At 37.9% G+C, this 13,624-nt stretch carries 12 protein-coding genes; 8 read left to right on the top strand and 4 right to left on the bottom strand.

Annotated features, from left to right (window positions below; translation table 11 throughout):
- Window positions 1-8: 8 nt before the first annotated feature.
- Window positions 9-599, bottom strand: coding sequence for a hypothetical protein (locus tag H8796_RS00265; RefSeq protein ID WP_117934303.1), 591 nt, complete (start codon window positions 597-599; stop codon window positions 9-11).
- Window positions 586-1,080, bottom strand: a complete 495-nt coding sequence (locus H8796_RS00260) for an RNA polymerase sigma factor (RefSeq protein WP_117934302.1) — start codon at window positions 1,078-1,080, stop codon at window positions 586-588. Before H8796_RS00260 ends, H8796_RS00265 begins: the two co-directional genes overlap by 14 nt.
- A gap of 190 nt (window positions 1,081-1,270) precedes the next feature.
- On the opposite strand from H8796_RS00260, the gene H8796_RS00255 reads away from it, so the two are divergent.
- Both H8796_RS00255 and H8796_RS00250 read left to right on the top strand, forming a co-directional pair.
- Complete coding sequence (locus H8796_RS00255) at window positions 1,271-1,819, top strand: WG repeat-containing protein (protein WP_008998914.1); 549 nt, start codon at window positions 1,271-1,273, stop codon at window positions 1,817-1,819.
- Entirely contained in the window at window positions 1,816-2,868 is a 1,053-nt protein-coding gene (locus H8796_RS00250) for a winged helix DNA-binding domain-containing protein (protein ID WP_117934300.1), read from the top strand. Before H8796_RS00255 ends, H8796_RS00250 begins: the two co-directional genes overlap by 4 nt.
- Before the next feature lie 117 nt (window positions 2,869-2,985).
- On the opposite strand, the gene H8796_RS00245 is transcribed toward H8796_RS00250, so the two are convergent.
- The gene (locus H8796_RS00245; protein WP_117934298.1) at window positions 2,986-3,627 is read right to left on the bottom strand and encodes a DUF1349 domain-containing protein; all 642 of its coding nucleotides are present in this window, start codon (window positions 3,625-3,627) and stop codon (window positions 2,986-2,988) included.
- Window positions 3,628-3,738: 111 nt separating this feature from the next.
- On the opposite strand from H8796_RS00245, the gene H8796_RS00240 reads away from it, so the two are divergent.
- Window positions 3,739-4,512, top strand: a complete 774-nt coding sequence (locus tag H8796_RS00240; protein ID WP_008998911.1) for a response regulator transcription factor — start codon at window positions 3,739-3,741, stop codon at window positions 4,510-4,512.
- A gap of 17 nt (window positions 4,513-4,529) precedes the next feature.
- On the opposite strand, the gene H8796_RS00235 is transcribed toward H8796_RS00240, so the two are convergent.
- Window positions 4,530-5,222 (bottom strand): HAD family hydrolase, encoded by a 693-nt coding sequence (locus H8796_RS00235; protein ID WP_117934296.1) that lies wholly within the window; start codon window positions 5,220-5,222, stop codon window positions 4,530-4,532.
- Between the two features lie 184 nt (window positions 5,223-5,406).
- Here H8796_RS00235 and H8796_RS00230 point away from each other — a divergent pair, with 184 nt between their 5' ends.
- The 5 genes from H8796_RS00230 to H8796_RS00210 all read left to right on the top strand — a co-directional run bounded on the left by H8796_RS00230 (window position 5,407) and on the right by H8796_RS00210 (window position 13,613).
- On the top strand, window positions 5,407-6,471 hold the full coding sequence (locus H8796_RS00230) for a DUF2027 domain-containing protein (protein ID WP_117934294.1): 1,065 nt from the start codon (window positions 5,407-5,409) through the stop codon (window positions 6,469-6,471).
- 27 nt (window positions 6,472-6,498) lie between these two features.
- Window positions 6,499-7,068, top strand: a complete 570-nt coding sequence (locus H8796_RS00225; protein ID WP_117934292.1) for an RNA polymerase sigma factor — start codon at window positions 6,499-6,501, stop codon at window positions 7,066-7,068.
- Between the two features lie 72 nt (window positions 7,069-7,140).
- On the top strand, window positions 7,141-8,121 hold the full coding sequence (locus H8796_RS00220; RefSeq protein ID WP_117934290.1) for a FecR family protein: 981 nt from the start codon (window positions 7,141-7,143) through the stop codon (window positions 8,119-8,121).
- Between the two features lie 202 nt (window positions 8,122-8,323).
- Window positions 8,324-11,650, top strand: a complete 3,327-nt coding sequence (locus tag H8796_RS00215) for a TonB-dependent receptor (RefSeq protein WP_370449145.1) — start codon at window positions 8,324-8,326, stop codon at window positions 11,648-11,650.
- A 31-nt stretch (window positions 11,651-11,681) separates the two neighbouring features.
- Window positions 11,682-13,613: a RagB/SusD family nutrient uptake outer membrane protein gene (locus H8796_RS00210; protein WP_117934288.1), complete on the top strand. Its 1,932-nt coding sequence runs from the start codon at window positions 11,682-11,684 to the stop codon at window positions 13,611-13,613.
- Window positions 13,614-13,624 lie beyond the last annotated feature (11 nt).

Genomic DNA, 13,624 nt, shown 5'->3' with positions numbered 1-13,624 from the left:
GTAGAGATTTATTCGGAGACTTCCAACTGGTTTTGGCTCTTGGCAAGAGAGTTGAGGTAATATCTGTATCGATGCTTTTGCTGATATCTCATTAACCAGGGAATAGTAAGAAGGATACATACGAAGAGTATTAATACAAATGAAAGCTCTTTTAATCCTTCGAAATCTTTGAAATATTGGATGATAAATCTGCTCGCTGTTCCGTAAAAGAATATCAAATAGATGGAAAAATCGATATTGATTCTTCGTCTTAATCGTTTTCTTAGCATAACTCCGGAGTCTTTTATTGAATATAAGTCGGCAGATCTTATCAGTAATTGATAGTGTCCGATACTGGAAAGTAATAAAAATAGCAAGAAAGCACTTGCAGTCCATAAAGAGAGAGAGGCACTGCCTATTATACACATATCCCAAATACTAGTCGCCACAGACATAGCTAGAAAACATGTGTATAAGCAGATCAGAATTTTCTGACGATGTATAGTTTGGGAAATAACATTGCAATGCTTCTTTCGTATAACTTCTCTTACATAGACAGGTTTTACTTCCGTTTCTGTATGTATTTCTTGCCAAAACTCTTTTAAATTATACTCTTCCATCTTTCAAAAGTTTAATAAGTTGCTTTTTAATTCTATTAATTCTCACTCCTACATTGGTTTCTGAAATACCGATAACAGCAGAAATCTCTTTATACTCGTTCCCTTCAAGATAGAGAATGATAATCGCTTTTTCTATATCGGATAACTGATTGATAGCTTGATATAATTGTTCCTTTTTATCTGTCATGGAATTGTCTGCTGAATGGCTGTCGTGTATGGAATATTCTTGAGCTGAAAGCTCTTTATAGACAGGTTGTATAGACTCTTTTCGCACAAGGTCGATGGCAGCGTTTAAAGCAACTCTATATAGCCAGGTTGAAACGGCACTTTCTCGTTTAAATTTTGGATAAGCTTTCCATAACCGGATTAATATTTCCTGATAGTAATCCTCCCGAAATGGATGCTGATAAAAGTAGATATTGCATATTTTCTGTAATATCCCCTCATGCCGGGTAATTAATTTGATGAATTCTTCTTCCACTTCACTTAATTTTAATGTGTTTTGAAGAGTTAGTCGTTTTGTTGGTAGTAGTTCTTACAAAGAAAGAAATAAAAAGTGAAATAAAACTTCTAGTTGATGAATAAAAGTGATTTTTCCAGTTTATTCTTTTCATTAACAATGGTTTGTTTGGAAAGAAATTTTATATTTGCAATATACTAATAATAAGCTCATGAAAATAAAATCCTTGTATGCCTTATTGTTTTGTATTTTTACGACTGGATGTTTGGACGGTCAGAAACAGTCGGATCATGCAATCCTTATCGCTTATACGTCAACAGAATTTCCGGAATTAGGCTCTTCTGTCTGTTATTTGAATGAACGAGGTGATACGGTGATTCCTTTTGGTAAATATCATTATGGAGGGAGTGATACCATACGGCATATCGGTTTTGTAGTGGAACCTCATACCCCCGGATGGACAACGATCAACAATAAAGGAGAAAAACTTTTTTATACCTTTAGCTTTGATAATGGGCCGGACTATGTAGAGGAAGGGCTTTTTCGTATCATAAACGATGAGATGCTGATGGGATTTGCCGATACATTGGGGAATGTCGTCATCCAACCGCAGTTTGCTTTCGTTTTTCCTTTTAAAGACGGGAAGGCCGAAGTGACCTATACCGGGGCAAAGAAGGCAATGGATGATTATGGGGAGCATTGGACATGGCAAAGCGATCATTGGTTTTATATTGATAAAAAAGGTAATAAATTGAAATGAAAATATCGAATATACGTTTACTCAACCAACAGTTGTTAAGTCCTCTTTTCTCTCAACCGAAGGAACTTGTGTCATGGATGGGAGCCATACAGGCACAGAATTATTCCATGGTAAAGTGGGCAGTAGGAATGCGTTTGAAGTCGGCAACGATTCAGACTGTGGAGAAAGCACTACGCGAGGGTGAGATTTTGCGGACCCATGTAATGCGTCCGACATGGCATCTGGTAGCGGCAGAGGATATCCGATGGATGTTGAAACTTTCTGCCGAGCGTGTGATAGCTGCCAATGAATCTTATGCGAAAGGACATGATCTGGATATTTCAGAAGAACTTTATGCGAAAAGTTATCGGTTACTGGAAAAGATTCTTAGTGGAAAAAAGAGTCTGACAAGGCAGGAGATTGCTGAACATTTTAGCCGTTCGGGAATTGTGGCGGATAATCATCGTATGACCCGCTTTATGGCGCGGGCAGAACAGGTAGGTATTGTCTGTAGTGGAGAAGATAAAGGAAGTAAATGCACGTATGCACTTTTGGAAGAACGTGTTCCGCCAATGCCCGAACTGACAAAAGATGAATCTTTGGCTCGTTTGGCCAGAAGCTATTTTCGGAGTCATGCTCCCGCTATTTTACAAGATTTTGTCTGGTGGTCGGGACTACCTGTTACTGAAGCACGGCAAGCTATCTATCTGATTGATTCAGAATTGACTGCGGAAGAATGGAATGGACAGACATGGTATATTCATGAAGATTGCCGGACTCGCGGAAAAGTCTCCGGAAGTTTACATTTTCTTCCTTCTTATGATGAGTATTTGCTTGGGTATAAAGATCGGACAGACGTTTTGCCTAAAGAGCATTATGCAAAAGCATTTACGAATAATGGTCTGTTTTATCCGATTGTTCTTCATGAGGGGCAGGTGATAGGAAACTGGGATAAATCTGTTAAAAAAGGAGGCTCGTTCATAGAACATTCATGGTTCCGTCTGGATGATTGTGTCGATGAAGTTGTTTTGAACCGTGAAAAGGACAGGTATATACGATTTTGGAAATAATATGAAAAAATGTCTTATTAACTCTCAAGAGCATAGCTTTAGACTGGCTAAAGCTATGCTTTTCATTCCCTAAAGCTATGCTTTAGTCAGGTAAAACAACCTATATATGTGAAGTACCTATTTATTCATTTGTTTCTTGGCCCATTCCAGTCTTCGTTGATCGGCTAGTGGAGTCACTTTAAATTCTTCGAATGTAGCGGTGAAGCCTTTCCCGTCCGGACAAGCTCCCATCAACCCAACCATGACAGGACAATTATCTTGCAACCAACAAGTGCGCATCATAATATATTCTTTATCGTCACGTGAGAAAAATATTTCTACTGCATCCAAGCGGCGGACTGCTTTTATCCATATAGAACGGGGAGCATCCGGCAACTGCACTACGCTCCAATCGCTAGTCCGATGAGTTACAACAGCACTCACATTCTGTTTGCCATTCACATATTCCACACCTGCTTTGATCCAGTTTTCATGGTCGATGCGCAGCATTAATCCCATTTGGTCGAAAGTTGTTACGTAATTGCCGGTTATCTTTACTTTGGCTTCGAATTCTCCACCGTAAGTGGCATAATAGAAAGGACCGTCGTCTACGGTAAATCCATAATGAGAAATCCGCCAGAAGTCAGTTTTTGCCGGAACGTCCATCACTAAAGTTTTACCATCTTTTATTTCCCATTGTTGAGGCTCATTCAGCCAGTTCATTTTATTCAAACTTTGTCCCATAGAAGAAGTTGCTACTGCCATAAAGGCTATTGACATGATTTTGATTTTTAAATATTTCATGATTATTTCTTATTTGATTATCTTTGTGGTGCAAAGATAGCGCAAGCCGCCGTGTGTAACAATACTGAATAATAACCATTTTATCGAATGGACGTATTACAAAAGGAAATAGATGAAGTTTATGCAACGCAACCGATCACTGATGAAACATTGGATAATGGGGTTGTAGAGCAGCATCGACGTTTTATTCATTCATTGACAGAGATTAATGGCGGGTGTGCTGTAATTTCAGATCTTTCGAACAGGAAGAGTTATATTGCCGTTCATCCGTGGGCACATTTCTTGGGGTTGACTCCCGAAGAAGCTGCTTTGAGTGTAATTGATTCTATGGATGAAGATTGTATTTATCGGCGTATTCATCCCGAAGATTTGGTAGAAAAGCGTTTGTTAGAATATAAGTTTTTCCAGAAAACCTTTGCAATGCCTTTTGATGAACGGTTGAAATACCGGGGAAGATGCAGAATACGTATGATGAATGAGAAAGGAGTGTATCAGTATATTGATAACTTAGTGCAGATTATGGAAAATACTCCTTCGGGGAGTGCATGGCTGATCTTTTGTCTTTATTCCCTGTCGGCAGACCAACGGACAGAGCAAGGTATATACCCTACCATTACTCACATGGAACGTGGAGAGGTAGAAACACTTTTCTTATCGGAGGAACATCGTAATATATTGTCCGAACGTGAAAAGGAAATACTTCGCTGTATACGTAAAGGACTATCAAGTAAGGAGATTGCAACAACCCTTTATATCAGTGTGAATACAGTCAACCGGCACCGACAGAATATTTTGGAGAAACTTTCTGTCGGGAATTCGATAGAAGCATGCCGGGCTGCTGAATTGATGAAACTGTTGTAATCAAGAAGAGAAATTACTTAAAACAACGTCAGTAACTCATCAACTCTTTTCACCTGTATCAGATGGTCATGTATGAATGTATCCACGACTTCATGCTTCCACATCACTTCAAAAGGAATATGTATACCATACCCTCCCAGCGATAGAACAGGCTGAATATCTGATTTCAAAGAATTGCCAACCATGACAAATTCGGAAGGAGCGATTTGTAATATATTCAACATACGCTGATATTCTTTCTCTGTTTTATCGGACATAACTTCAATGTGGTCGAAATAAGGAGTTAACCCGGAACGTTCCAGTTTATTCTCCTGATCGAGCAAATCCCCTTTGGTAGCAACTACTAATTTGTATTGCTTTTTTTCTTTCAATACTTTCAGTGTTTCTTTCACTCCCGGTAATAGCTCAATAGGCATTTCTAGCAATGATTTGCCTAATTCAATAATGTGTTGGATGTCTGCGCCCGAAATTTTCTGTCCGCTAATTCGCAATGCTGTCTCCACCATAGAAATGGTAAAAGCCTTAGCACCATACCCGAGATTTTTCAAGTTATTCATTTCCGTTTGAAATAAAGCGGCTGAAATATATTCGGAAGTGCCATAAGGCGTTAACATGTCTACGTATTGTTTTTCTATTTCCTGGAAAAACGGTTCATTACTCCATAAAGTATCGTCTGCATCGAAGGCTATGACTTTTATAAGTTCTTTCATCGGTTATTGTCGTTAATAGTAAGTTTTGAGTAATATGTTGGGCTTTTCGGATGCAAAGTTATAATAAAAAGAGGAATAAAGGCAGGCGATTTGTTTTTAGAACCGAATCACCATTTAATTTCATAGAAATCTTTATCTTTGTTACTCGTTTTTTTGAGTTTGAATTTTAATTGGATATACAACAATGAAAATAGGAGATAAAGTACGCTTTCTTAGTGAGGTAGGCGGTGGAATCGTCACTGGATTCCAGGGAAAGGATTTTGTGTTGGTGGAAGATGCGGATGGATTTGATATTCCGATGCCGATACGTGAGTGTGTAGTGATTGAAACGGATGACTATAATTTGAAGCGTAAACCGACTTCTTCTGCTCCGAAACAAGAGGAACCTGCTAAACCGGTAAAACCGGAGATGCCCGTCATTCAACGCCAGCCGGAAGTGAAGGGAGGAGATACGCTGAATGTATTTCTGGCTTATGTGCCTGAAGATGCAAAGGCTATGATGACTACTCCTTTCGAAACTTATTTGGTAAATGATAGCAATTATTATTTGTATTACACTTATTTGAGTGCAGAAGGAAAAGCCTGGAAGAACCGTTCGCACGGGTTGGTGGAACCTAATACGAAATTGCTGTTGGAGGAGTTCACAAAAGATGTACTGAATGATATGGAGCGGGTGGCCGTTCAGTTGATTGCTTTCAAGGATGGTAAGCCTGCGGCTATCAAACCGGCTGTCAGTGTGGAAATACGGATTGATACCGTGAAGTTCTATAAACTTCATACCTTTAGCGATTCTGATTTCTTCGAAGAACCGGCGTTGATTTATGACATTGTGAAAGATGATATGCCTACCAAACAAGTATATGTTTCGGCAGAAGAGCTTCAAGAGGCTTTGCTGCAGAAGAAATCTGTCGATAAGCCCAGATCACAACCTATTGTGAAACCGAATCACGCTCATGGTGGAAAGAGTGAGATTGTTGAAATAGATCTTCATATCGACTCTCTACTGGATGATACTCAAGGAATGGGTAATGCTGAAATACTGAATTATCAATTGGATAAGTTTCGCGAAGTGATGGAAGTCTATAAGAACAAACGTGAGCAGAAGATTGTCTTTATTCACGGCAAAGGAGATGGTGTGCTTCGGAAAGCTATCGTTGATGAATTGAAACGGAAATATAGTAATTGCCGTTATCAGGATGCTTCTTTCCAGGAATATGGGTTTGGAGCCACGATGGTGACTATTAAATAATATCACATTTCCAGTAATATAGATAACATGGATAAAGATCAGCTAAAAAGGCTACGTTTAGGTTCATATCGTGATTTTGATGCATTATATAAAATGTATGCAGGGAATCTGTATGGCTTTGTGTTAGGAATGACACGTTCTGCTGATTTGGCTGGTAGTATTGTTCAAGATACTTTTATAAAAGTCTGGATCAATAGAGAATTTATTGATCCAGATCTTTCTTTTAAATCATATTTGTTCAAAATATCTCGAAATTTGATCATAGATGAATTCCGAAAGCGTCTTAATGAACCTCTTTTTGAAGATTATCTGAATTATTGTGATGAGGCAGTATTAAGTACTCCTACTGAGATTGAAAAAAAATTGGATTTTGATCTTTTTGTAGAAGAATTAAATCGGGCAAAGGATAAATTAACTTCGAGGCAACGAGAAATATTCGAAATGAGTAAAGAGGAAGGATTAACTTCTTCAGAGATAGCTAGCAAATTGGGAATAAGTGAACAAACGGTCTATAATCAACTTTCTACTGCCTTGAGACTTCTTAAGAAGGAAATAAAAGGTACTCTTCTCTTCTTTTTCACTCTTTTTTTTAGTTGATAAAAAAAACTCATTTTTCCATAGTAGATTATATTAGCAGTTTCGTATTAACTATATAGAAACAGTTAACATATGGAAAGAAAGACACATACTCTATTAGAAAAATTTGTGCGTAATTCTATCACCTCGCAAGAAGGTAAGGAATTAAAGAACTCTGTTGCAAAGATGTCTAATGAAGAATTGGCACGAGCGTTATCGGATGTTTGGGAAAACTATGATACATTGGTTACCGTACCAGATGATGTTGGTCATTTTATGAAAAAACTAAGTCCGACTCCTTATTCCCGCCGGCCTCGTTTTCTGTATACTTTTCTCAAAATTGCGGCTGCAATTGTCATACCGATTTTGTTAGGTACTCAAATTTATTTTTATTATAGTAATGAAAAACTAAACAGCTTGTTGAATTCTCAATTGATGGTACAAGTAGAGAGTGGGGATAAAACAGAATTGACATTACCAGACGGTACGAAAGTTTATCTGAATGCTACTACTTCTCTATCATATCCTTCTGATTTTGGATTGAAGAATAGAAATATATATCTTTCAGGAGAAGCCTATTTGGTAGTTTCCAAAGATGTAAAGAAACCATTTTATGTACATACAGAGAATGTGAATATTGAAGTACTAGGTACTACATTCAACATATGTGCTTATCCTGAACAGGAACATGTGGAAACGATGCTGATAGAGGGAAGTGTCAAGCTGACTACTACAGGTAATCGTGCTCATGCGGTTGTAATGAAGCCACATGAGAAGGTTGTTTATAGTAAATTGAATGATTCATTATATATTTCACCAACATCTGGCGAATTTGAAACAGCTTGGATGAGAGGAGAATTAGTATTCCGTTCAACTTGTTTCTCGGATATAATGAAGAAACTAGAGAAACGCTATGGAATGAAAATCGAAATACTAGAGAATAAATATAATTTGGACTTATTTACCGGAAGCTTTAAAGAAGATAATATTTATGATGTATTAAAAATTCTTCAAATGCATTATGATTTTACTTTTAAGGTAAAGGATGATAAAATAGTGATTAAATCAGAGTAGTAACTTTAAATTAAATCAGATGAAAGAAAGAGCGCCATAAAAAAGGGAACCGAAAAGTTGGCAGACTGACGGTTCCCCTCTAGTTAATACAATTGTGAGTATTATTTAGTATTAACCTTATATGATAATTATAATGAAAAATGTCAAGAAAGAGTGTAACTCTTTTAAATGCAACTTCTACAAAAGTAGCAATAATTATTTAATTCTGTTTTATATCTTTTTATTTTTTATTCCATTGAGCTTGTTTGCACAGCAACAGGATAAAAATGAGTATATAACATTGTCTGTGAAAAACACAAGTATACAGCATGTTTTAAACCAGGTTGAAAAGGAGACTGTATACAGATTTACTTATCGTGACACAGATTTAGCGAAGGTTGGAAAAATAACTCTTTCCGTAAAACGAATGCCTGTTGAAGCTTTCCTGAAAAAGATACTCTTATCTACAGAATTGACATATCGAAGAAGTGGAAATTCATTTGCTATTATCCGAGAAAGCAAGAAAGATAATAAGAAAGACGATGTAAGAACAATCAGTGGGATAGTGACGGATGGTTCCGATAATACGCCATTGATTGGAGCCAGTGTTAAGATTAGAGGAAAAGACGTGGGAGTAATAACAGACTTGGACGGAAAATTCTCTCTTCCGGAATGTACGAATAAAAGTATATTAGAAGTCTCTTATATAGGTTACGATAAACGCTTGCTTCCTGTAGGAGATCTGGGATTTATTGAGGTAAAAATGGGCTCTTCCAATGAATTGGAAGAAGTGATAGTTGTGGGTGCCGGAACTCAAAAAAAAGTGTCTGTGACAGGCTCTATTGCTACTGTAAAAGGATTGGAGCTACGAGCTCCCAGCTCTTCTTTAACGAGTAATTTTGCAGGAAAATTGGCAGGAGTTATTTCGTCCACTACTAGTGGAGAACCGGGTTCTGTATCTGAATTTTATATTCGCGGAGTTGGAACTTTTGGTGGACGGGCTACTCCGTTAATTCTTATGGATGATGTGGAAATATCGGCAGGTGATTTGGATCGTATTCCTGCTGAATCAATCGAAAGTTTCTCAATTTTAAAGGATGCTTCTGCCACTGCTATTTATGGTGCACGTGGTGCAAATGGAGTGATGCTGATTACTACTAAAAAAGGGATGGAGAATACTCGTACAAGAATTAATGTAACAGTAGAGAATTCTTTTGTAAAGCCGATGAATCGGGTGGAGTATGTAGATGGTCCTACGTGGATGAATTTGTATAATGAAGCTTTGACTACACGTACTCCATCAGCTACTCCAAAATATTCTGATGAAGTTATAGAGTATACCCGGAATGGGATAAATCCCTATGTTTATCCGAATGTAGATTGGTATGGTCTGATGTTTAAGGATTTTAATATGAATCAACGTGCGAATATCAATATGCAGGGCGGTGGTTCAAAAGTAACTTATTACATGGGAATTCAGGCAAATCATGATACAGGTTTACTGGATGTACCGAGTACTTATTCTTTTGATAGTAATATCAACGATTGGAATTATATTTTTCAGAATAACATATCTTATAAACCTACTTCTACCACAAAAGTAGATTTGCACCTGAATGCACAGTTTGGAAACCAAAAAGGTCCTGGTATTTCTACCACTGATATTTTTAATGCTGTTTATAATGCCAATCCGGTGGCTTTTCCTGCCACCTATCCGACAGAAGAAGGCGATAACCACATTCGGTTTGGTAATTCGATACTTACTGGGGCAACTGTGAATATAAATCCTTATGCTGCTATGATGAGTTCATTTAGCGAGAGTAATTATTCGACTATAAATGCTTCTTTGCGCATCAGTCAGGAGTTTGATTTCATAACTAAAGGGTTGAGTGCAACGGTGCTTGTGAATATGAAGAGCCACAGCAGTTCTTCATACACGAATACACTTGATCCTTATTTTTATAAAGTGATGGATTATACTTGGGATCCTTCTGATCCGGAGTTTTTTTATCTTGAGTTATTACAGAAAGGAACAGATTATATTAAGCAAGGGACAATAAATCGTTATTCTGATAGAACTTTCTATTTTGATGCGCGTGTTAACTATAATCGGCGTTTTGGTGAAGATCACACAGTTTCCGGTATGTTAATGTATATGCAGCGTGAGTATCGTAGTGATGTATTGCCACAGAGAAATCAAGGGTTATCCGGACGTTTTACTTATGACTATCAGAATAAATATTTTGCTGAATTTAATTTTGGCTATAACGGGACGGAACGTTTGGCCAGTGGACACCGATTTGAGTTTTTTCCTGCAATGTCGTTAGGTTGGGTAGTGAGCAATGAGAGCTTCTGGGAACCCCTTTCAACAGCTGTTACTCACTTGAAAATTCGCGGTTCTTATGGGCTTGTAGGAAGTGATGAAACAGGACTTTCGGCTGGTGCCGCTCATTTTTTGTATATTAATAATGTTAATATCGATGGAAGCGGAATATTCTCTACCGGTCCTTATGATGGAGTTTATATATCTAAAAGAGGTCCGGGGATAGAAGGATATGCAGTGGAGAATGCTTCGTGGGAACGTGCTAAAAAATTTGATATTGGAGTTGATTTGAATCTTTTTGATCAGGTGAGCATCACTTTCGATTATTTCCATGATCGGCGTGACCGTATTTTGCAGAAGCGTGGCTCATGGCCGGTTATTATGGGATATGCTCATGCTACTCCATGGAGTAATATCGGGAAAGTTGATAATAAAGGCTTTGAATTAAGTGTGAACTGGAAGAAAGAAATAATAAAGGATATGTTTGTGGATTTACGTGGTAATTTTACATATACACAAAATAAATATGTGTATAATGATGAACCGGATTATCCTTATGTATGGCAAACGAAAACAGGTAAGCCTCTATCTTGCACATATGGTTATATTGCAGATGGGTTGTTTAAGGATGAGGATGATATACGTAATAGTCCTTCACAAAAGAATTTGGGGAGTACAGTAATGCCTGGTGATATAAAATACAGGGACGTGAATGGAGATGGTACTATTACAACCGAAGATCAGATTATGTTATCACGCTACGGGGGAATACCCCGCATCCAATATGGGTTTGGTCTGAACTGGACATATAAGAACATTGATTTCGGTGTTTTCTTCAATGGTTCCGCCAAACGTACACTGATGATAGACAACATTGCTCCGTTCTGTTCGGATGTAGGGAACCAGGACAGGAATCTGATGAAATTTATAGCTGATAATTATTGGTCGGAAGCTAATCCTAATCAAGAAGCTGCTTATCCCAGATTGGGGGTCAATAATTCTCAAATAGCTAATAATATGAAGCCTAGTAGTTTTTGGATGCGTAATGGTAATTTTTTACGTTTCAAAACGTTGGAGTTAGGATATTCTTTTCCGTTCTGTCGTATCTATCTTAGTGGAGATAATTTGGCAGTATGGAGTCCATTTAAACTTTGGGATCCAGAATTATCTTATAGTGCTTATCCACTACAGCGTGCTATTAATATTGGTGCTCAGTTTACTTTTTAATCAGTTAGAAATACTTAAAAAAATATAGACTATGAAGATCATTCAACACATGTTATATTGGGCAAAAATAATATTGCCGGTCTGTTGCTTTACAGCTTGTAATTATTTGGATGTGGTACCTCCTGAAACAGCTGATTTTGATGATACGATGCGTGATAAGGATGATGCTATCGGTTTTCTTTATTCATGCTATTCTGGCACAAATTATAGTGCACCCTGTAATAATTTAGGGGCATTGGAGAGTTCTACGGATGAATTTGTGAGTCCATTGTTGTGGGGGTATCTGGGGCAACAAGTTAGTTGGGACCAACTTTCGTCTACTTATGTTTCAAACTGGGGACCGGCGGCCTTACCTTGGAGTTCTTGTTATGATTATCTAGGGCATTGTCATTTGTTTTTAAAGACATTGGATGAACTGAATCCGGTTGGTGTTTCTCAAAATGACAGGCAGCGTTGGAAAGCTGAAATTTTATTTTTACAGGCATATTATCATTTCCGTTTGTTGGAAGCGTATGGACCTATTCCTATAATTGAACATTATTATTCGCAGAATACACCTAAGTCAGAGTTTCCCGGACGTTCTCATTTTGATTATTGTGTCGATAAAATAGTTGGTTGGTTAGATGAAGCTGCTAAGGTTTTGCCTGCAACAGTAGATGTTAATGACTTAGGCCGTGCCACTTCTGTTGCTAGTAAAGCTTTGAAGGCTAGGGTACTTTTATATGCCGCTTCTCCTTTATGGAATGGTGGTTTCCCTTTTACGGGATGGAAAAATACAAACTATGAAACACCGGGGTATGGAAAGGAGCTAGTGAGTTTGATGTATAGTCGTGATAAATGGGTACGCGCCAAGACAGCATGTCAGGAGGCATTAGATCTGGCATTGGGTGAAGGGGGGAGATCTTTGTTTGATCTTCTTACTTCAGAGAGTCTTCGGAACATGCATCAATTGAATTTGCCTAATATTCCGGGGGTAAGTGATGATTTTAAGAAAAGAGTTATGCAAATGCGTTATATGATGTGTTCTGCAGAAACAGAAGGAAATCGGGAAGTGATTTGGGGAATAGTAACAGATAGATTAAGTACTAATGCGATAGAAGCTGTTCCTCATTGGGTGGTAACAAAGAATGACGGTTCTGCTTGGGGAGGTGTGTGTGCAATGTCTCCATTACTTTATGCTGTGGAGCACTTTTATACAGCTGATGGAAAACTTCCGGAAAATGATTCGCAGTTGCCGAAAGATAGTTGGTTCGAGTCTGCCGGATATACAGGTAGAGAGGATATTATAAAATTGAATACCAAACGTGAACCTCGTTTTTATGCATGGCTATCGTTTGATGGTGATGAATTTGGACAAAAGATATGTGATGGTTCGCCTCTGATTGTACAAGTGAGAAATTCGTTAAAGCAGGGATATAATCCAAGCAAGTTTAATCGCGATAATTGTACTACCGGATATTTCCTTAAGAAATGGGCAGCTCCTAATTTGACATTTCGGAAGGATGGTGGATATAATTATCGTTCAGTACCTACTCCTTTCATTCGGTTGTCAGAGTTATATTTAAGTTTGGCTGAATGCCATGCTGCTTTAGGTGAGCAACAGTCTGCGTTGGATAAATTGAATGAGGTCCGGGAACGTGCAGGTATTTCTGTAATAGGAGCAAAAGATTTAAATGAAATGTCGTTGATGGATTGGATACGCAATGAACGTTTTGTTGAATTGTTTGCCGAAGGTCACCGTTATTACGATGCACGTCGCTGGATGATTGCTCCACAACTATTTAAGGCTGGAGTACGCGAAGGATTGAATGCAATAGAAAAGGAGAATCCTACTTTTGAAGAGTTTAACCGACGGACAAAAGTGGATCAGCCATTTCAATGGGATGATCGTATGTATTTGCTTCCTGTCAATGCTAGTGAAATTTATAATAACCCGCATTTGATACAAGCTCCTAAATATTAATTTGAAAAATG

This window comes from Bacteroides sp. M10, assembly GCF_014334015.1.
Taxonomy (GTDB): Bacteria; Bacteroidota; Bacteroidia; order Bacteroidales; family Bacteroidaceae; genus Bacteroides; species Bacteroides intestinigallinarum.
Note: the sequence above shows the minus strand (reverse complement) of the source record. Positions and strands in the feature narration are given on the sequence as shown.